The sequence below is a fragment of the Phytopseudomonas seleniipraecipitans genome (assembly GCF_900102335.1).
In the GTDB taxonomy this organism is placed as follows: Bacteria; Pseudomonadota; Gammaproteobacteria; order Pseudomonadales; family Pseudomonadaceae; genus Aquipseudomonas; species Aquipseudomonas seleniipraecipitans.
In genome coordinates this window covers 511,519-529,579 of sequence record NZ_FNBM01000001.1, presented here as the reverse complement: position 1 = coordinate 529,579, position 18,061 = coordinate 511,519, and the positions used below count along the sequence as shown (strand labels likewise).

Below are 18,061 nucleotides of genomic sequence, written 5' to 3'. Positions count from 1 at the left end.
AGCCAGTTCAGCGCACCGCCTCGACAGGGTTAGAATAGCGGTCATCTGCCGCCAGAAGCGACCACCCTTGATGACCGATCTGACGCTCTACCACAACCCACGCTGCTCAAAGTCGCGCAGCACCCTGCAGTTGCTCGAAGACCGCGGGGTACAACCGACACTGGTGCGCTACCTGGAAACGCCGCCCAATGCAGAGCAACTGCGTGACCTGCTCAGCAAGCTGGGCATCTCCGCTCGGCAATTGCTGCGCACGGGCGAAGACGAATACCGTGAGCTGAACTTGGCGAATACCGCTCTCAGCGATGCTGACCTGATCGATGCCATGGCCGCTCATCCGCGCCTGATCGAGCGGCCGATCCTGGTCGCCGGTGAGCGCGCCGTGATCGGTCGCCCGCCTGAAAACGTTTTGGAACTGCTGCCATGACTGACGATTACATTCTTGTTCTCTATTACAGCCGCCACGGGGCGACCGCCGAGATGGCCCGGCATATCGCCCGCGGCGTAGAAATGCACGGTGTAGAGGCTCGCCTGCGCACCGTACCCGCCGTATCGGCCGACTGCGAAGCGGTAAGCGATAGCGTTCCAGCACAAGGCGCCCCTTACGCGAGCCTCGATGACCTGAAAAATTGTGCCGGCCTGGCCTTGGGCAGCCCCACGCGCTTCGGCAACATGGCGGCGCCATTGAAGTACTTCCTCGACGGCACCAGCAACCTGTGGCTGACTGGCAGCCTGGTCGGCAAGCCCGCAGGGGTATTCACTTCCACCGCCAGCCTGCACGGCGGCCAGGAAAGTACCCTGCTGTCGATGCTGCTGCCTCTACTGCATCACGGCATGTTGGTTGCCGGCCTGCCCTACAGCGAATCCGCGCTGGTAGAGACGCACGGTGGCGGTACGCCTTATGGGGCCAGTCATCACGCAGGTGCGGACGGCAAACGCGCTCTGGATGAACACGAAATCACCCTGTGCCGGGCCCTCGGCCAACGCCTGGCGACGATCGCCCTCAAGCTGGGAAACGACCGTGGCCCTAACCGCTGATTCCCTTCCCAGCATCGCCTGGTTGTTACCGCGCCTGCGCGCTTGCCGCCTTCTGAGCCTGCTCAGCTTTTTATTGCTGGCCGCGCTGCTGCTGATCTGGAACCTGGGCTATGCAGCGGTGCCCGGTTCGCTGCTATGGGCGGTGCTGGCTTTCCAGATGCTGCCGCTGTTGCTGCTTGCCCCTGGCATTATCGGCGGCCACCCACGCGCCCATTCCTGGGCCTGTTTCGTGGTCAATCTGTACTTCATCCAGGGCGTGCTGGCTGCCTTCGACCCGTCTAAACGGCTATTCGGCTGGCTGGAAATTCTGCTCAGCCTGAGCCTGTTCGTCAGCGCATTGCTCTACACGCGCTGGTGCGCGCAATACCAGCGTATTGGCAATACCGAGGAAGTGCAGCGGCGTTAGATGCGCTGACCTTGAGTGTCCGCTATGCCTGACAAAGGTCGGCAGCGCAGGCTAAATGGAAGGCGCGTGCATCCGGCGAACAAGCCGAGGCGTCGATTACCAGCCGAGCGTCTCTTTCAGAAACGGAATGGTCAGCTTGCGCTGCGCCTGCAATGACGCTTGATCGAGCCGCTCGAGCAAATCGAACAGGGCGTTCATGCTGCGCTCTCCCCGCGTGAGGATGAAGCGCCCGACTTCCTCACTCATATGCAACCCGCGACGCGAGGCGCGCAGCTGCAAGGCGCGCAGCTTGTCTTCATCGGACAGCGATTGCAGTTGGAACACCAGCGCCAACGTCAGGCGGGATTTGAGATCGGGCAGCTTGATCGCCAACTCACGCGGCGACGCATCGGCCGCCAGCAGCAAGCGACGACCGCTGTCACGCAGACGATTGAACAGATGGAAAAGCGCTTCTTCCCAGTTGCGTTGACCGGCAGCCGCTTCCAGATCATCCAGACAGACCAGCTCGAACTGCTCAAGATTGTCGAGAATTTCCGTGCCGTACTGCACCACTTGTGCAAGCGGCAGGTAGACAGCACGCTCGCCTAACTGCTCGAAACGCAAACAGGCCGCCTGCAGCAGATGACTGCGTCCGACCCCTTCACCGCCCCACAGATAAATCAGGCTCTCCGTCCAGCCCGCCTCTGCTTCGCACAGGCGCTCGACGTACCCCAGGGCAGCGGCATTGGCGCCCGGGTAGTAATTGGCGAAGGTGGCGTCGTCACGCAGACGCACACCCAAGGGCAACTGAATCGGCTTCATGCTGGGGCAAGGCTCGTCGGAGCCAGATAAAGGCTCTGGGTAAGGGTGGCAAAGTCTATACCCTTAGCCGCGCCCTGTCATTGCTGCACTTCCCAAGCTAATACAAGGATTTACGCGCTCAAAAGCGGTGCTTGGCGTGCCTGCTGACCGCTTGCAGCGACCCGTATTATCAGACTGTAGGGTTGTGCCCGCCATACGCATCGGAGTTCTTGTACAACTCGTGCATGTGGCGCACCAGCACCATGATCACGGCCGCGACCGGCAGGGCCAGCAGAATGCCGGTGAACCCGAATAACTGCCCGCCCGCCATGATCGCGAAAATCACCGCCACCGGATGCAGACCGATACGATCACCCACCAGCAACGGCGTGAGCAGCATGCCTTCGAGCATCTGACCAACCACGAACACACCGGCGATGGCCAACAACGGGAACGGCTCCCCGCCGAACTGGAATAACCCGGCAACCAGCGCGGCGCCAATGCCGACCACTACGCCTAGATAGGGAACGATGCTGGCGAGGCCGGCTAGCACGCCGATCAACAGGCCCAGCTCCAGACCGATGGCCATCAACCCCACTGCGTACATCACGCCGAGCGCGAACATCACCAGCAGCTGCCCGCGCAGGAACGCACCGAGCACTTCGTGGCATTCACCGACCAGCTTGACCACCACACTTTCCTTTTCCCGCGGCACCAGGCCGCGCAGCTTGGCGACCAGCAGATCCCAGTCACGCATCAGATAGAAACTGACGACGGGAATCAGCAACAGGTTGGCTACCCAAGCCATCAGCGCGAGGCTTGAGGCGGTTACCTGGGAAAGGATCAGCCCGGCGATATCAGTGGTCTGCCCCAGATGACCGGAGATCGCGGCTTTTAGTTGATCGAAGCGCCAGAAGCCTTCATTCAGCCCCAGCTTGACCTGAACCCACGGTAACGCCTGGTTCTGCGTCCAGTCGATGATTTGCGGAAGCAGCTCATAGAGGCGTGCCAGCTGCTTGCCCAGCATGGGAATGAGCACCAGCATCGCCACGGCCATCAGCAAGGTGAACAGTGCGAACACCACGATCACGCCCCAAGTGCGTGACAGCTTCAGACGCTCCAGACGATCCACCAGCGGATCGCCGATGTAGGCGATCAGGATGCCGATGAGGAACGGCGACAGAATCGGATGCAGCACATACAGGAAGCCACCCAGCACCAGCAACGCAGCAATCCATAGCCAGCGAGACGAAAGGGGCATGCTCAATCCTCAAAGGGAAGTGATGAATCAAGGCGAACTGGGCAATGACCGGGCAAGCAGCAGCAAGCCCGGACTCGCCAGCGAAGCGGTTCAGCCAAAGGAGGGGAAGTCTACCAGCGAAACCGCAGGACATCGTCACGCGGCACAATGCTCGGCGCAGCGGGTTTGTCAGGCTGTTCGGCTTGCGGCTCGACAGGCGCCTGGCTGGCATCCACCGGCTCGGGTTGCTCGGCGCCGGCTGCCGCTTCGGCCGCCAGCTCATCGGCCGACACTTCGCGCAGTTGCAACAGCGCCAGCTGCGTGCGCAGCTGCTGAGCACTGGCACTGACTGTGTAGACCAGGCGATCAGCCTGCACCGATTGCAGCTGCGCGCCAAAAGGCTCCATTACACGCTGCAACTCGGCGTATCGCGACAGATCGGCACCGATGATTTCCACGGTTTGCGCGGTGCTGGCCCCCGGGGCGACCACGAAACGCGGCGCCAGGCGCTCGCTCACTGCCAACAGCACGGCATCGGCAAGGGCGGTACGGTCGGCACCTTCCGCCTTGCCTTGCTCGCGTTCCTCACCCAACCACAACTGCCAGCTGGCTTGCCATGCGCCGTCTGCTTCACGGGCGCGAACCGCCAGCAGCGCGTCCGCACCGTAGCGCTCACTGGCAGTACGCAAGGCATCAGGCTGCTTGGCGGCGAGATTCTCTTCGGTCGCCAGCAACTGCTCGCTGAGGTCGGCGAGTGGCAGGCGCAACGGCAGGCCACGGTGTTGCGCAGCCTGGCGCAGTGGCTCAGCGCTGGCCTGGCCATCACCAACCATGTTCGCGCCATTGGCGGTATCGTTCAGCCACCAGGCCAGAATGGCCGGACGATTGACGCCCCACAGCGGCAAGCCGGCCTGGCGTAGAGAGCGGTCCGTGGACACCGCATCGAAATCGACCAGTAGATGGTCATCTTCGTAAGCGTATTGGCTGATGATCTGTTGCGGGTCCTTGCGCAGCTGCGCGAGCGCGTCGCCCTTGGCTGCCTCCGGCTTGCCGGTAAGGCGCAGCACCAAAGTCTCCAGCGCGCGCTGCAGAGCGGCATCGCGCTCCTCCGGCTGTTGGCTGGCGACCGTTTCCCGCACCTGATAAAGGTCGCTGACGGTGGCTGCCAGAGTTGGCAGGCTGAACAGCGACAGGCAAAGAAGCAACGGGCGGAAGGTCGGGCGCATGGAATAAAACTCTCGACGAAAAGAAGGCGGCGCGCGGTAAAAGCCGGGACGTTATACCTTAGGGGCTGTTGCCACCGCATCGCAAGCGGGCAAACCTCACCAGGCGCTGAGGTTCGTTGGGTTTGTGACCCGATCGCCCGATAGGGGTTTCATTGCCTGCCCCCGGCAGACGGACATCAGCCGCCACCCGGCGCTGTGGCTGGCCGCTGCCGGGCAAGCCTGATAAAATCGCGCGCCTTCGCAGAACGGCCCCAAAAGGCCGGTGCTATTCCGACTTTTCTCCTTCCAAAGGCCTGGATCTATGAGCAAGCAACCCTCCATCAGCTACAAGGACGCAGGTGTAGACATCGACGCGGGCGAAGCCCTGGTCGAGCGCATCAAGGGCGTAGCCAAGCGCACCGCCCGTCCTGAAGTCATGGGTGGCCTGGGTGGCTTCGGCGCCCTGTGCGAGATCCCGGCCGGCTACAAGCAGCCCGTTCTGGTTTCCGGCACCGATGGCGTGGGCACCAAGCTGCGCCTTGCCTTGAACCTCAACAAGCACGACAGCATTGGCCAGGACTTGGTCGCCATGTGCGTGAACGACCTGGTTGTCTGCGGCGCCGAGCCGCTGTTCTTCCTCGACTACTACGCGACCGGCAAGCTCAATGTCGATGTGGCAGCCACCGTGGTCACCGGTATCGGCGACGGCTGTGAACTGGCCGGCTGTTCGTTGGTTGGCGGTGAAACCGCTGAAATGCCAGGCATGTACGAAGGTGAGGACTATGACCTGGCTGGCTTCTGCGTCGGCGTGGTGGAAAAAGCCGAGATCATCGACGGCTCGAAAGTTGCCACCGGTGACGCGCTGATCGCACTGCCCTCCTCCGGCCCGCACTCCAACGGCTACTCGCTGATCCGCAAGATCCTCGAAGTGTCCGCCACAGATATCGAAAAAACCGAGCTCGATGGCAAGCCGCTCGCCGACCTGCTGATGGCGCCAACACGCATCTACGTCAAGCCGCTGCTGCAACTCATCAAAGATACCGGCGCGGTCAAGGCGATGGCCCACATCACTGGCGGCGGTCTGCTCGACAATATCCCACGGGTACTGCCGGACAACGCCCAGGCAATCATCGACGTGGCCAGCTGGCAGCGTCCGGTGGTGTTCGACTTCCTCCAGGAAAAAGGCAACGTCGACGAGCATGAGATGCACCGTGTGCTGAACTGCGGCGTCGGCATGGTCATTTGCGTGGCGCAGGATCAGGTCGAAATCGCCCTGCAAACCCTGCGTGCCGCTGGCGAGCAGCCTTGGGTCATTGGCCAGATCGCTGAAGCTGGCGAAGATGCCGAGCGCGTCGTGCTGAACAACCTGAAAAGCCACTGATGCCGCAACCCTGCAACGTGGTGGTGCTGCTATCCGGAACGGGTAGCAACCTTCAGGCGCTGATCGACAGCACTGGCGACGGCGGGAACCCGGCACGTATTGCTGCGGTTATCGCCAACCGCAGCAATGCCTATGGCTTGCAGCGTGCACGGCAAGCAGGCATCGCGACGCAGGTTCTCGAGCATGCCGACTTTGCTGACCGCGACGCCTTCGATCAGGCGCTGATGCAGGCCATCGACAGCTTTGCGCCGCAGTTGGTGGTTCTCGCCGGCTTCATGCGCATCCTCACTCCCGCGTTCGTACGGCACTATCACGGGCGCCTGCTGAATATTCACCCCTCGCTGCTGCCCCGCCACAAAGGCCTGCACACCCATCAGCGCGCTCTGCAAGCCGGAGACGCCGAGCATGGCTGCACGGTGCACTTTGTGACCGAGGAACTCGATGGTGGCCCTCTGGTCGTACAGGCAGTAGTGCCGGTACAGTCGCAGGACACTGCCGCCAGCCTGGCGCAGCGGGTTCACACTCAGGAACACCACGTTTATCCGCTCGCCGTACGCTGGTTTGCCGAGGGCCGCTTACGCCTCGGTGATTCGGGTCCATTGCTTGATGGCAATCCCCTTCCGGCCACCGGTTACCTCATCAACAGCAAGGAGACTCCATGCGCCGCGCCTTAATGTTAGCCCTGGCGTTGTTCAGCCTGCCTGCCCTCGCCGAAGAGCCTAAGCCCTTCTCTGCCAATTACACCGCGGACTGGAAACAGGTGCCGGTTAGCGGCTCTGCCGAACGTAGTCTGCAGAAGCTCGAAGACGGGCGCTGGCAGCTGGTCTTCAAGGCCTCCATGCTGGTTGCCGGTCTCACTGAGCAGAGTACCTTTACGGTCGAAGGCGACGCCTTCCTGCCACAGAGTTACAAATTCGAGCGCAGCGGCCTGGGCAAGAGCAAGGACGTCGAGTTCGACTTTGATTGGTCGCAGAAGCAGGTGATCGGCAGCGACCGCGGCGATCCCGTGCGCTTCCCGCTCAACCGCGGCATGCAGGACAAGTCGACCTACCAGTTGGCCCTGCAGCACGACGTTGCCGCTGGCGAGAAAAGCATGAGCTACCAGGTGGTCGATGGTGACGAGATCGAAACCTACGACTTCCGTGTGCTGGGCGAAGAAGTGGTGCGCACCAGCGCCGGCTTGATCGATGCGATCAAGGTCGAGCGCGTCCGTGACCCCACGCAAAGCAGCCGCAAGACCATCCTCTGGTTCGCCAAGGACTGGGATCACCTGCTGGTGCGCCTGCATCAAGTGGAGAAGGACGGCAAGGAATACCAGATCATGCTCAAGTCAGGCACGGTCGACGGCAAGACCGTCGAAGGTCGTCGCGACTGACACCGAAGCCACACCTGAAGAAGCCGGGCTTGTCCCGGCTTTTTTACGCCTGGGATTTGCCTCATTCGCCCCCACTCGGGCAAATCGAAAACAGACAAACGGAGCGCTTGCGGAACTTGTAACTAAATACTACAGTCGTAACTGTGTCGTTGCTTAGCAGACTAAGCACGCACGTTAAGGCTTTGCGCCGCATCTATCCGGCAAATCTGGAGTAAGAAGAATGAGCGTAGTAGTAGTGACCGAGCGTGACGAACACCACATGTCTCATGAAGCCCAGGCCGAAGGAAAACGCATCTGGGACGTCCATCAGAACGACCAGTTGGTCGGCATATTTCCCTCTGAAGAAGAGGCAGTCGCCTACCAGGCAGAACTGAAATCCTCCGAAGTCGCACAAACGCACTGATTGGATCGACACAAAAAAGCCCGCTGATCGCGGGCTTTCTCATGCTCTGGCGCAACACTCACCACATCAGGTCATCAGGCACCTGATAAGCCGCGTACGGATCATCTTCATCGGCAGCCTCGGTTGGCGTATTGAGCAGCAGGATGCGTTTCGGATCGCGCTCCTGAATTTTCAACGCCGCTTCCCGTGGAATCACTTCGTAACCGCCGCCATGGCGCACGATGGCCAGCGAGCCGCGGCTCAGTTTGTCGCGCATCAGCGCATTGACCGACAGGCGCTTGACCTTCTTGTCATCGACGAAGTTGTAGTAGTCCTCGGTGGTCAACTTTGGTAACCGGGATATCTCGATCAATTGCTTGACCTGCGCAGCACGGGCTTTCTGCTCGGCCTTTTCCTGCTGCTGGCGATTCAGCTCCTGATCACGCGCTGCTTTCTCGGCCTTGGCCTGCTGGGCAGCCAACTGACCGGCGTTGTCTTCCTCGGCCTGTCCCTTCTTCACCATCCGCTGCTGCTTATGCTGCTGCTTGCTGGCCTGCTTGACCTGCTTCTCGTTGACCAATCCGGCCTTGAGCAACTGGTCACGTAATGAAATCGCCATAACCTACCTATTCGCAGACAATTTAAAGAGATGGGCCACGCCCATCGGATTCCGTCGAGGCGACCGATGCGCCCCTGCTCAGCAACCGCCGCGCTGCTTCTCGTTCTTCTTGGCTTCGCCCCATAGAGCGTCGAGCTCATCCAGGGTGCAATTCTCGATGGGCCGACCCGCTTCGCGCAATGCCTGCTCGATAAACCGGAAGCGCCGTTCGAATTTGCCGTTGGCGGCGCGCAACGCTGCCTCGGGGTCGACCTTGAGATGGCGCGCCAGATTGGTGGCGCTGAACAGCAAATCTCCGATCTCCTCGGCAATGGCGTGCGGGTCATTCTCGCTTATCGCTTCGAGCACTTCATCGAGCTCTTCTCGCACGCTGTCGAGTACTGGCAGAGCATCGGGCCAGTCGAAGCCAACCCGCGCCGCACGGCCCTGCAGCTTCTTGGCACGACTCAGCGCCGGCAGCACGTTCGGCACGTCATCGAGCAGCGACAATTGCTGCGGCGCCGCCGACCGCTCGGCCCGTTCCTCGGCCTTGATCGCCTCCCAGCGCTGCTTGACCTCGGCTTCGTTCAGCCGCGGCTGATCGAGCGGGCCATACAGATCGCCGTCGGGAAACACGTGGGGGTGGCGACGTACCAGTTTACGGGTGATGCCATCGACCACCGCGGCAAAATCGAAGCGCCCCTCCTCCTTCGCCAACTGGCTGTAATAGACCACCTGAAACAGCAGATCGCCGAGCTCGCCCGGCAGCTCATCGAACGCCTCGCGTTCGATGGCGTCCGCTACTTCATAGGCTTCTTCGAGGGTGTGCGGGACGATACTCGCGTAGGACTGTTTCACGTCCCAGGGACAGCCGTGCTGCGGGTCGCGCAGGCGGGCCATCAGGGCGAGCAGATCGTTGAGTTGATACATGGTGTGATCCAGTCGATGCGGCTCGAGACACTGTTGCACCTCGCGCCAGATAACTCACGGCGCCCGGTGACGCCGCGCCTCGATAATGTTGGGTAACTGCGAGATGCGCCCGAGCAGACGGCCCAAGGCATCCAGACCGGGAATCTCGACAGTCAGCGACATCGAGGCGGTGTTATCTTCCTTATTGGAGCGGGTATTGACCGCCAGCACGTTGAGCTTCTCGTTGAGCAACATCTGGGTGACGTCGCGCAGCAGCCCGGAGCGGTCGTAAGCGCGGATGATGATGTCCACCGGATAGGTTTGTACCGGCACCGGCCCCCAGCTGACCTGGATGATCCGTTCCGGCTCGCGCCCGCCGAGTTGCAGCACGGCGGCGCAATCCTGGCGGTGAATACTGACGCCACGCCCGAGGGTGATATAGCCGACGATGGGGTCGCCTGGCAGCGGCTGGCAGCAGCCGGCCATCTGCGTCATCAGGTTGCCGACGCCCTGAATCTGAATGTCGCCGCGCTTGCCGGGCTTGAAGCCCAGGGCCTTGCGAGGAATCAGCTCGAGCTGCTCGTTGCCGCGTTCAGGCTCGACCAGTTGCTGCGCCAGATTGACCAGTTGCGCCAGGCGCAGGTCACCAGCACCGAGCGAGGCGAAAAGGTCCTCGGCGGTGCGCAGGTTGGCCTTCTCGGCAAGTTTTTCGAAGTCCACCGGTGGCAACGCTACCCGCGCCAGCTCCCGTTCGAGCATCGCCTTGCCGGCCGCGACGTTCTGGTCACGATCCTGCAGCTTGAACCAATGGACGATCTTCGCCCGCGCCCGCGAGGTGGTGACGTAACCCAGGTTGGAGTTCAGCCAGTCGCGGCTCGGCGTGCCCTGCTTGCTGGTGATGATCTCCACCTGCTCGCCGGTCTGCAGGCTGTAAGTCAGCGGTACGATGCGGCCGTTGATCTTGGCGCCACGGCAGTTGTGACCAATCTCGGTGTGCACGCGGTAGGCGAAGTCCAGCGGCGTCGAACCTTTGGGCAAATCAATGGCGTGGCCATCCGGAGTGAATACGTACACCCGATCCGGTTCGATATCGACGCGCAACTGCTCGGCCAGGCCGCCAATGTCGCCCAGTTCCTCGTGCCATTCGAGCACCTGACGCAGCCAGGAAATCTTCTCTTCGTAATGATTGGAGCCGGATTTGACGTCCGTGCCCTTGTAGCGCCAGTGTGCGCAGACACCAAGCTCGGCTTCTTCGTGCATGTTGGAGGTGCGGATCTGCACTTCCAGCACCTTGCCTTCAGGGCCAAGCACCGCGGTATGCAGGGAGCGGTAGCCGTTCTCCTTGGGGTTGGCGATGTAGTCGTCGAACTCCTTGGGGATGTGCCGCCACAACGTGTGCACGATGCCCAGCGCGGTGTAACAGTCGCGCACCGCCGGAACCAATACCCGCACCGCGCGCACGTCGTAGATCTGGCTGAACTGCAGGCCTTTGCGCTGCATTTTCCGCCAGATCGAATAGATGTGTTTCGCGCGGCCGCTGATGTCCGCCTGAATGCCGGTCGCGTCGAGCTCCTCGCGCAGTTGCTCCATCACTTCATTGATGTAGTGCTCGCGGTCCAGCCGGCGCTCGTGCAGCAGGTTGGCGATCTGCTTGTACTGTTCCGGCTCCAGGTAGCGGAAGGACAGATCTTCCAGTTCCCACTTGATGTGGCCGATACCCAGGCGATGGGCCAGTGGCGCGTAGATATCGAAGACTTCGCGGGCAACGCGCTGGCGGCGCTCCTCGTCGGTATCCTTTACCGCACGGATCGCGCAGGTTCGTTCGGCGAGTTTGATCAGCGCGACGCGTACGTCGTCGACCATGGCCACGAGCATCTTGCGCAAGTTGTCGACCTGCGCCTGGGAGCCCAGCACCAGCGATTCGCCGCGCGGGTTGAGGCTGGCGCTGATCGCGGCCATGCGCAGTACGCCTTCGATCAGCTTGGCCACCACCGGGCCGAAACGCTGGCGAACGTCAGCCAGGGGAATCTTGCCTTCGCGTACGCCGCGGTAGATGACGGCGGCGACCAGCGAGTCCTGATCGAGCTTGAGGTCGGCGAGAATTTCGGCGATTTCGAGCCCGGCACTGAAGCTGGACGCGCCCTCAGTCCACAGGTTCTGCGCCGCGTTGGCCTGCTGCTCCGCCGCTCGGGCGAACTCGCAGGCGTCGCGCAGGGCATCGAGATCGAGTGCCGGGTCGACACTGGTAACGTGCTCCAACCAGGCCTCAAGGTTGATACTGCCATCATCATTGATGGGCTGGTGAGCTCTAACCTGAACCATCTTGCTACCTTCCCTACCGCGGAGCATCACCCCGCTAAATGTCGCCAGGCTTCTGCGAGCCGGTCGGTTTGACCACATCGGCGCAATCCGGTGCGCCACTGCATGTACTGCTTGAATCTTAGCGCTCGAACAGCGCCATCGCCTCCACGTGTGCCGTCTGTGGAAACATGTCCAGAATACCGGCTTTTTTAAGCCGATAGCCCTGTTGAATCAATTCGCTACTGTCTCGCGCCAGGGTGGTCGGATTGCACGACACATACACCAGACGCTTGGCGCCGAGCGCTGCGATCTGCTGCACCACCTGCAGCGCACCATCGCGAGGCGGATCGAGCAGGACGGCGTCAAAACCACCGTCTACCCAGCCCGCGTCAGTAAGCGATTTGGACAGGTCGGCCTGATAAAAGTGCGCATTGCCCAGACCGTTGTCACGGGCGTTGCCGGCGGCCCGCTCAACCATGGCCTGAACGCCCTCCACGGCGATCACTTCACGCGCCTGCTGGGCCAGCGGCAAGGCAAAATTGCCTAGCCCGCAGAACAGATCCAGCACGCGTTCATCGCTACGCGGCGCCAACCATTGCAAGGCCTGGGCCACCATCGCTTCGTTGACCGCAGCGTTGACCTGCACGAAGTCTCCGGGTCGATAGGCTAGCTGCAGGTCCCAGGTGTCCAGACGATAGCCCAGCACATGCGTTGCATCCGCCGGTTGCGGTTCGCCTTCGCCGTGCAACCATAACTGAGCGTGGTGCACCGAGCAGAACGCTTGCAAACGGGCCAGATCGACCTCGCTCAAGGCTTCGGTGTGGCGCACCAGCACCGCGCTGGCGGTACCCTGGAACAGCTCGACGTGACCGATTGCGCGCGGCGCCTGCAGGCCGCTGAGCAATGCGGGCAGCGCACGCAGGATCGGCTGCAGCGGCTCGACCAGCACCGGGCAATCGCTGATGGCGACGATGTCCTGGCTGGCCGCAGCGCGAAAACCGACCTCCAGCCGTTTCTCGCGCATATCCCAACGCACGGCGATACGCGCCCGGCGACGATAGGCGAATTCGGGGCCGCTCAGCGGCTCGGCCCATACCTCGGGCTGCAACCCGGCGAGGCGTTGGAGTTGCTCGGCGAGCATGCGCTGCTTGAGGGCCAGCTGCTGTTCATGTGCCATGTGCTGCACGCTGCAACCACCGCAAACGCGGGCGTGCACGCAGGGCTCTTCGCGTCGCTCAGGGCTGGCCTGGAAGACGCGCTCGGTGCGCGCTTCGATTACCTTGCTGCGGGCGTCGAGCACACGGGCTTCGACCTCTTCGCCCGGCAGCGCACCACTGACGAACCAGGTGCGGTTGTCGATGAAGGCGATACCGCGACCATCGTTGGCCAGGCGCTCGATCTTGAGGCGCTGCTTTTTACCGACCGGCACCTGTGCTGCACGCGTTCCGCCACTGGGCTGGAAGCGCAAGCCGCCATTCTTGCGGGCCATCAGCGCTCCGGGGCGTCGTATACGCCGGTGGACAGATAGCGGTCGCCGCGATCACAGATGATGGCGACCAGCACCGCATTCTCGACCTCCTGGGACAATCGCAGCATGGCGGCGACCGAGCCACCCGAGGAAACGCCGCAGAAGATGCCTTCTTCACGTGCCATACGGCGCATCACGTCCTCGGCCTCGGCCTGCGCCATGTCGACGATGCGGTCGACACGCTCGGATTCGAATATCTTCGGCAGGTATTCTTCCGGCCAGCGACGGATGCCGGGAATCGCTGCACCTTCTTTAGGTTGCAGGCCAACGATCTGCACCGCTGGATTCTGCTCCTTGAGGTAGCGCGACACACCCATGATGGTGCCGGTCGTGCCCATGGAGCTGATGAAATGAGTGATCTGCCCAGCGGTCTGGCGCCAGATTTCCGGGCCGGTACCGGTGTAGTGGGCGACCGGGTTGTCGCCGTTGGCGAACTGGTCGAGCACCTTGCCGCGGCCGGCAGCCTGCATGGACAGCGCCAGGTCGCGTGCACCTTCCATGCCCTCTTCCTTGCTCACCAGGATCAACTCGGCGCCATAGGCAGTCATCGCCGCCTTGCGCTCGGCGCTGGAGTTGTCCGGCATGATCAGGACCATCTGGTAACCCTTGATCGCCGCCGCCATGGCCAGCGCGATACCGGTATTACCCGAGGTTGCCTCGATCAGCGTATCGCCGGGCTGGATGTCGCCGCGCAGTTCGGCACGGGTGATCATCGACAGCGCCGGGCGGTCCTTTACCGAACCGGCCGGGTTGTTGCCTTCGAGCTTTACCAGCAAGGTGTTGCTGGTCGTGCCTGCCAAACGTTGCAGGCGGACCAGTGGCGTGTTGCCGACGCATTCGGCGATCGTGGGGTATTGCGGGGTCATAGCGTCGATCGAGTCCAGACGGGTGCAGGGGGCGGCCATGATACCGGCAAAACGGTGCCAGCCCTACTACCGACGACAGACCGCCTGGATTGAATGCCGGCGCTTCATATAAGCCACACAGCCCGCTATATCGCGCCTTCAGCGCCACCACGAACAATTGAAAAAACCAACCGATCTAACCTGATAACCGATTCGTCTAACCGCGCGTGATGCCGGCGATCACCGGCGTACCGCTGACCGGGTCGCGCATCAGCGTGCAGCGCACGTCATATAGGGCCTCGACCAGCGTCGGCGTGACGATATCGACCGGCGCGCCTTCGGCAATGATCGACCCCGCCTTCATGGCCACCAGGTGATCAGCGTAGCGGCAGGCGCTGGACAGGTCGTGCACCACCATGACTACCGTCTTGCCGACCGAAGCCAGGCTTCGAATCAGCTCGAACACCTCGATCTGGTGGCCGAGATCGAGCGCAGAGGTCGGTTCATCGAGCAGCAGCAACGGCGTTTGTTGGGCCACCGCCATGGCGATCCAGGCGCGCTGGCGCTGCCCTCCCGACATCGATTCCAACGGGCGCTCGGCCAGGGCCTGCAAGTCGGCTACGCGCAGCGCTTCGTCGACGATGGCCTGGTCCTCCGCTGACCACTGGCGCAGCAGGCTCTGGTGCGGCTGGCGGCCGAAACGGATCAGCTCGGAGACGGTCAGCCCATCTGGCGCCGTGGCGTCCTGGGGCAGCAGTGCCAGCTGGCGCGCCACCTGCTTGGACGGCACGCTGCCGATGGCCTTGCCGTTGAGCAGCACCGCGCCCGCGCTCGGTTTGTGCAGGCGCGACAGGCCGGCCAGCAGTGTCGACTTGCCGCAGCCATTAGGGCCGACGATAGCCGTCACCTGGCCCGACGGAATGCGCAGCGACAGCCCCTCGATGATCGCCGCGTGGGGATAGCCCAGGCTCAGTTTCTCGGCGTGCAGGGTGACCTCGGCCTCGGGCCGGGTGGCGAACAGGTTGGAGGTGGTCATAGGCTCGTTTCCACAGTGGCCACCGGGGTCGGGTGGCCTTTCATGTCAGTCTGCGCGACGGCTGGCGCAACAGGATCCACAGCAGGTAAGGCCCGCCGACCCCGGCGGTGATCACCCCGACGGGAATCTCGATCGGCGCCAGCCAGGTGCGCCCTACCCAGTCCGCGCTGGTCATCAGCAGCGCGCCGGCCAATGCTGAACACAACACCGGCACCCCGCGGTGGCCGCTCAGGTAACGGGCCATTTCCGGCGCTGCAAGGGCGACCAGCCCTACCGGGCCAGCCACCGCCACGGCGAGCGCAGTGAGCAGCACGGTGGTGATCAGCGTCATTAGGCGCATGGACTTGAGCTGCACGCCAAGGCCCACCGCCACGCTGTCGGAAAAGCGCATCAGGTCCAGGCGCTGAGCCAGGTATTTGACCAGCGGCAGGCATACAATCAAGCCGATGCCCAACAACCAGACCGCCAGCGCCGGCCGTGCGTTGAGGCTGCCGACCGTCCACGGATAGGCCACGTTGGCGGCATCGATATCGGCGCGCGCCAGCATCAGGTTGGTCAGCGCGCCAAACACCGCGCCCACAGCGATACCGACCACAATGAAGCGATAGCCGCGCGCGCCCGCGCCGGCACTCAAGCCGAACGCCAGCACCGCGGCGGTGGTCGCACCGGTCAACGCCAGCGCCGAGGGCGCCAGGGTCGTCGGTACCGCAACGATGGACGCCACCGCGAACGCCGTAGCGCCGTCATCGATGCCGATCACCCCCGGCGTGGCCAGACGATTGCGCGCCAAGGTCTGCAGCAAGCAGCCGCCAATTCCGAACGCCGCGCCCGTGAGCAACCCCGCAACGAGGCGCTGCAGACGCAGCTCCTGGACCAGAAACACATGCATCGGCTCACCCTGGCCGAAGGCGGCGGCCAGGGCTGTCCACGGTGACAATCCAGCGGCACCGGAAGCAAGACTGACGCCGGCGATGATCAGCAAGGCAGCCGAGAGCCCCAGTGCGGCGAACACGCCACGCCTGTTCAACAGTATGCGCAGCGCGCCGAACGCCAGCAGCCAGTAGCCGCTCGGTGCCTGGGGCATGGTGCGGCTCATAAGGTTGGCAACCGGTGGCTGCGCACCACGGCGATCAGCACAGGTGCACCGATCAGCGCGGTCACCACGCCAATCGGCAGCTCGTAGGGGCTGACCAGCAGGCGCGAAAGAATGTCAGCGAACAACACGATAATCGGCCCAAGCAACAGCGACAATCCGATGGTTCGGCGGATATCCGGCCCCACCAGGCGGCGCGCCACGAACGGCACCACCAGGCCGACGAAGGCCATCGGCCCGGCCGCCGCCGTGGCGGTACCGACCAGCACGGCGACGCCCAGCAAGGCGCCGAGCCGAGTCAGACCTGGATGGTGGCCGAGGCCGGTAGCCATCTTCTCGCCGAGGGCAAGGGCTGCCAGTGGACGGATTAATGGCACGAGCAGCAGCAAGCCCAGGAGCAGGCCCGGCGTACTCCAGGTCAATACGTCCTGTGGCCTGCCGGCCAAGGCGCCGATGATCCAGAAACGTATCTCGTCAGAACTGCGCTGGTCGTGAAGCAGAATCAAGGTGCTGATGGCGGTGAGAATGCCCGAAAAGGCTGCGCCGGCCAGCACCAGGCGCACCGGGTCGTCTCCGACACCACGCACCTGGGTGACCAGCAGAACCAGCAGGCAACCCGCCATGGCGCCTGCGATGGCCACGCCGAGATTGAGGGTGGCCGCGCTGGCGCCCAGGCTGATCGCCACCACCACGGCGAAGGACGCCCCGGCGCTGACACCCAGCAAACCAGGTTCGGCGAGCGGGTTGCGGGTCGCCGACTGCAGCACTACGCCGGCGGCACCTAGCGCGACGCCGACCAGCAACCCCAGCAGCGTACGCGGCAGGCGCAGTTCGAGCAGCACGAAACGTGCTTCGTCATCCACGTTGCCGAGCAGTGCTGCCAGGCTGCGCAAAATGCCGACCTCACCCGCGCCGACTAACAGACTGGCCAGGCACAGCAGCGCCAATGCCACGGCCACCCACGACAACGCACGGGTCAGTGCCAGGCGTCCGCCCTGTACCTGCGCAGTCATTGCGAGGCGATGGCCTTCTCGACGTCATCGAGAATCACGTTGGCCGCCAACGGCCCGCTGCCGCTGCTCCAGATCTGCCCGTCGACACTCTGCACATGGCCGCTGCTGACCGCCTTCAAACGGGCGAACGCTGGCTGCTGACGCGCCTGCTCCAGCGCCTTGTCGCCATCGGCGTTGAGGGTGGCGAGGAACAGCCAGTCGCCGTCGATGCGCGACAGGTTCTCCAGGCTCAAGGCGTCGCTGTGCGGCTTCTTGGTCAGTGCCGCCGCCATCGCCGTGCCTTTGAAGCCGAGCTGGCTGAGTAACTGGCCGACGAACAAGTGCTGGGACATCACGCCCGGGCCTTGAGGGCTCCAGCGCACCACGGACGCCACCTGACCCGGCTCAATCTTGCCCTTGAGGCTTTCGATGCGCGTGTCGACAGCGGCGATTGCAGCCTTGGCATCGGCGGGTTTGGCCAAGGCCTCACCGTAGAATTCGACGTTGTTGCGCCAGTCTTCGAATGAGCTGCCCTTCGGCACCACAGTCGGCGCGATCAGGCTGAGTTTCTGGTACTGATCCTTGGTCAATTCCGGAGAGGCCAGAATCAGGTCAGGCTGCAGGGCGAACACCGACTCCAGGTTGGTTTCCCGCGCCGTGCCGACAATCTTGATAGCGCCCGCCTTGTCCTTGAGATAATCCGATACGTCGCTGCCGCCGCGCGTGGCGACACTACCCACAGGCTTTACACCGACCGAGAGCGCCACATCCAGCGCATTCTCGCCCAGGGTGATCACTCGCTGCGGCGTGCCCTCCAGTTTGATCTCACCATAGGCGGTATCGAGGGTGCGCGATTCGGCCAGCGCAGTGCCCAGTGGCAGCAGCGCAACCAAGCCGGAAAACGCCAGCAGGCGTGAGCGTCGGGATAGGCTAGCAATCATCGGAATATCCTTTC

At 63.0% G+C, this 18,061-nt stretch carries 19 protein-coding genes; 7 read left to right on the top strand and 12 right to left on the bottom strand.

What is annotated here, in order from left to right; translation table 11 throughout:
- The first annotated feature begins 70 nt into the window (after positions 1 to 70).
- Genes arsC through BLS60_RS02475 form a run of 3 tightly spaced genes read left to right on the top strand, consistent with a single transcriptional unit; the run spans position 71 to position 1,441 of the window.
- Complete coding sequence (arsC, locus tag BLS60_RS02485; RefSeq protein WP_092364246.1) at positions 71 to 424, top strand: arsenate reductase (glutaredoxin); 354 nt, start codon at positions 71 to 73, stop codon at positions 422 to 424.
- Positions 421 to 1,035 carry an NAD(P)H:quinone oxidoreductase gene (gene wrbA / locus BLS60_RS02480; protein ID WP_092364243.1) on the top strand — a complete coding sequence of 205 codons (615 nt, stop codon included), beginning with the start codon at positions 421 to 423 and terminating at the stop codon, positions 1,033 to 1,035. Before arsC ends, wrbA begins: the two co-directional genes overlap by 4 nt.
- The gene (locus tag BLS60_RS02475; RefSeq protein ID WP_244153344.1) at positions 1,019 to 1,441 is read left to right on the top strand and encodes a DUF2069 domain-containing protein; all 423 of its coding nucleotides are present in this window, start codon (positions 1,019 to 1,021) and stop codon (positions 1,439 to 1,441) included. The genes wrbA and BLS60_RS02475 overlap by 17 nt, the downstream gene beginning before the upstream one ends.
- Before the next feature lie 96 nt (positions 1,442 to 1,537).
- Here the strand turns inward: BLS60_RS02475 and hda are convergent, their stop codons facing one another.
- From hda to BLS60_RS02460, 3 genes are all read right to left on the bottom strand, one after another.
- The gene (gene hda / locus BLS60_RS02470; protein WP_070881713.1) at positions 1,538 to 2,242 is read right to left on the bottom strand and encodes a DnaA regulatory inactivator Hda; all 705 of its coding nucleotides are present in this window, start codon (positions 2,240 to 2,242) and stop codon (positions 1,538 to 1,540) included.
- A gap of 169 nt (positions 2,243 to 2,411) precedes the next feature.
- On the bottom strand, positions 2,412 to 3,482 hold the full coding sequence (locus tag BLS60_RS02465; protein ID WP_070881714.1) for an AI-2E family transporter: 1,071 nt from the start codon (positions 3,480 to 3,482) through the stop codon (positions 2,412 to 2,414).
- A 110-nt stretch (positions 3,483 to 3,592) separates the two neighbouring features.
- Positions 3,593 to 4,687 carry a DUF2066 domain-containing protein gene (locus BLS60_RS02460; RefSeq protein WP_070881715.1) on the bottom strand — a complete coding sequence of 365 codons (1,095 nt, stop codon included), beginning with the start codon at positions 4,685 to 4,687 and terminating at the stop codon, positions 3,593 to 3,595.
- Between the two features lie 301 nt (positions 4,688 to 4,988).
- Between BLS60_RS02460 and purM the strand changes: the two genes are divergently transcribed.
- The 4 genes from purM (at position 4,989) to BLS60_RS02440 (ending at position 7,825) form a co-directional block, all read left to right on the top strand.
- A complete protein-coding gene (gene purM, locus BLS60_RS02455) occupies positions 4,989 to 6,047 on the top strand; it encodes a phosphoribosylformylglycinamidine cyclo-ligase (protein WP_070881716.1) in 1,059 nt (352 codons plus the stop codon).
- Positions 6,047 to 6,721 (top strand): phosphoribosylglycinamide formyltransferase, encoded by a 675-nt coding sequence (gene purN / locus BLS60_RS02450; protein WP_092364237.1) that lies wholly within the window; start codon positions 6,047 to 6,049, stop codon positions 6,719 to 6,721. Before purM ends, purN begins: the two co-directional genes overlap by 1 nt.
- The gene (locus tag BLS60_RS02445) at positions 6,706 to 7,422 is read left to right on the top strand and encodes a DUF3108 domain-containing protein (RefSeq protein WP_070881718.1); all 717 of its coding nucleotides are present in this window, start codon (positions 6,706 to 6,708) and stop codon (positions 7,420 to 7,422) included. Before purN ends, BLS60_RS02445 begins: the two co-directional genes overlap by 16 nt.
- Positions 7,423 to 7,642: 220 nt before the next feature.
- Positions 7,643 to 7,825 (top strand): hypothetical protein, encoded by a 183-nt coding sequence (locus BLS60_RS02440; protein ID WP_070881719.1) that lies wholly within the window; start codon positions 7,643 to 7,645, stop codon positions 7,823 to 7,825.
- Between the two features lie 58 nt (positions 7,826 to 7,883).
- Here BLS60_RS02440 and BLS60_RS02435 read toward each other — a convergent pair whose 3' ends face one another.
- The 9 genes from BLS60_RS02435 to BLS60_RS02395 all read right to left on the bottom strand — a co-directional run bounded on the left by BLS60_RS02435 (position 7,884) and on the right by BLS60_RS02395 (position 18,047).
- Entirely contained in the window at positions 7,884 to 8,423 is a 540-nt protein-coding gene (locus tag BLS60_RS02435) for a DUF2058 domain-containing protein (RefSeq protein WP_092364234.1), read from the bottom strand.
- Positions 8,424 to 8,501: 78 nt separating this feature from the next.
- On the bottom strand, positions 8,502 to 9,332 hold the full coding sequence (mazG, locus tag BLS60_RS02430; RefSeq protein WP_092364231.1) for a nucleoside triphosphate pyrophosphohydrolase: 831 nt from the start codon (positions 9,330 to 9,332) through the stop codon (positions 8,502 to 8,504).
- A 54-nt stretch (positions 9,333 to 9,386) separates the two neighbouring features.
- Positions 9,387 to 11,633 carry a GTP diphosphokinase gene (gene relA, locus BLS60_RS02425; protein ID WP_092364228.1) on the bottom strand — a complete coding sequence of 749 codons (2,247 nt, stop codon included), beginning with the start codon at positions 11,631 to 11,633 and terminating at the stop codon, positions 9,387 to 9,389.
- A gap of 118 nt (positions 11,634 to 11,751) precedes the next feature.
- The gene (gene rlmD / locus BLS60_RS02420; protein WP_092364225.1) at positions 11,752 to 13,101 is read right to left on the bottom strand and encodes a 23S rRNA (uracil(1939)-C(5))-methyltransferase RlmD; all 1,350 of its coding nucleotides are present in this window, start codon (positions 13,099 to 13,101) and stop codon (positions 11,752 to 11,754) included.
- Positions 13,101 to 14,006 (bottom strand): cysteine synthase CysM, encoded by a 906-nt coding sequence (cysM, locus tag BLS60_RS02415; RefSeq protein WP_070881724.1) that lies wholly within the window; start codon positions 14,004 to 14,006, stop codon positions 13,101 to 13,103. The genes rlmD and cysM overlap by 1 nt, the downstream gene beginning before the upstream one ends.
- A 196-nt stretch (positions 14,007 to 14,202) precedes the next feature.
- Positions 14,203 to 15,021, bottom strand: a complete 819-nt coding sequence (locus BLS60_RS02410) for an ABC transporter ATP-binding protein (RefSeq protein ID WP_092364222.1) — start codon at positions 15,019 to 15,021, stop codon at positions 14,203 to 14,205.
- Positions 15,022 to 15,061: 40 nt separating this feature from the next.
- The gene (locus tag BLS60_RS02405) at positions 15,062 to 16,105 is read right to left on the bottom strand and encodes a FecCD family ABC transporter permease (RefSeq protein WP_420848391.1); all 1,044 of its coding nucleotides are present in this window, start codon (positions 16,103 to 16,105) and stop codon (positions 15,062 to 15,064) included.
- Positions 16,106 to 16,113: 8 nt separating this feature from the next.
- Positions 16,114 to 17,127 (bottom strand): FecCD family ABC transporter permease, encoded by a 1,014-nt coding sequence (locus BLS60_RS02400; protein WP_092364217.1) that lies wholly within the window; start codon positions 17,125 to 17,127, stop codon positions 16,114 to 16,116.
- Entirely contained in the window at positions 17,124 to 18,047 is a 924-nt protein-coding gene (locus tag BLS60_RS02395; RefSeq protein WP_092364214.1) for an ABC transporter substrate-binding protein, read from the bottom strand. Before BLS60_RS02395 ends, BLS60_RS02400 begins: the two co-directional genes overlap by 4 nt.
- Between the last annotated feature and the right edge of the window lie 14 nt (positions 18,048 to 18,061).

Excerpts from the sequence above, each read along its gene's own strand:
- rlmD (WP_092364225.1), bottom strand. The coding sequence starts at position 13,101 with ATGGCCCGCAAGAATGGCGGCTTGCGCTTCCAGCCCAGTGGCGGAACG.
- relA (WP_092364228.1), bottom strand. The coding sequence starts at position 11,633 with ATGGTTCAGGTTAGAGCTCACCAGCCCATCAATGATGATGGCAGTATC.
- hda (WP_070881713.1), bottom strand. The coding sequence starts at position 2,242 with ATGAAGCCGATTCAGTTGCCCTTGGGTGTGCGTCTGCGTGACGACGCC.
- mazG (WP_092364231.1), bottom strand. The coding sequence starts at position 9,332 with ATGTATCAACTCAACGATCTGCTCGCCCTGATGGCCCGCCTGCGCGAC.
- arsC (WP_092364246.1), top strand. The coding sequence starts at position 71 with ATGACCGATCTGACGCTCTACCACAACCCACGCTGCTCAAAGTCGCGC.
- BLS60_RS02445 (WP_070881718.1), top strand. The coding sequence starts at position 6,706 with ATGCGCCGCGCCTTAATGTTAGCCCTGGCGTTGTTCAGCCTGCCTGCC.
- BLS60_RS02395 (WP_092364214.1), bottom strand. The coding sequence starts at position 18,047 with ATGATTGCTAGCCTATCCCGACGCTCACGCCTGCTGGCGTTTTCCGGC.
- BLS60_RS02435 (WP_092364234.1), bottom strand. The coding sequence starts at position 8,423 with ATGGCGATTTCATTACGTGACCAGTTGCTCAAGGCCGGATTGGTCAAC.
- BLS60_RS02405 (WP_420848391.1), bottom strand. The coding sequence starts at position 16,105 with ATGCCCCAGGCACCGAGCGGCTACTGGCTGCTGGCGTTCGGCGCGCTG.
- BLS60_RS02460 (WP_070881715.1), bottom strand. The coding sequence starts at position 4,687 with ATGCGCCCGACCTTCCGCCCGTTGCTTCTTTGCCTGTCGCTGTTCAGC.
- purN (WP_092364237.1), top strand. The coding sequence starts at position 6,047 with ATGCCGCAACCCTGCAACGTGGTGGTGCTGCTATCCGGAACGGGTAGC.
- BLS60_RS02465 (WP_070881714.1), bottom strand. The coding sequence starts at position 3,482 with ATGCCCCTTTCGTCTCGCTGGCTATGGATTGCTGCGTTGCTGGTGCTG.
- BLS60_RS02400 (WP_092364217.1), bottom strand. The coding sequence starts at position 17,127 with ATGACTGCGCAGGTACAGGGCGGACGCCTGGCACTGACCCGTGCGTTG.
- BLS60_RS02440 (WP_070881719.1), top strand. The coding sequence starts at position 7,643 with ATGAGCGTAGTAGTAGTGACCGAGCGTGACGAACACCACATGTCTCAT.
- purM (WP_070881716.1), top strand. The coding sequence starts at position 4,989 with ATGAGCAAGCAACCCTCCATCAGCTACAAGGACGCAGGTGTAGACATC.
- wrbA (WP_092364243.1), top strand. The coding sequence starts at position 421 with ATGACTGACGATTACATTCTTGTTCTCTATTACAGCCGCCACGGGGCG.
- BLS60_RS02410 (WP_092364222.1), bottom strand. The coding sequence starts at position 15,021 with ATGACCACCTCCAACCTGTTCGCCACCCGGCCCGAGGCCGAGGTCACC.
- cysM (WP_070881724.1), bottom strand. The coding sequence starts at position 14,006 with ATGACCCCGCAATACCCCACGATCGCCGAATGCGTCGGCAACACGCCA.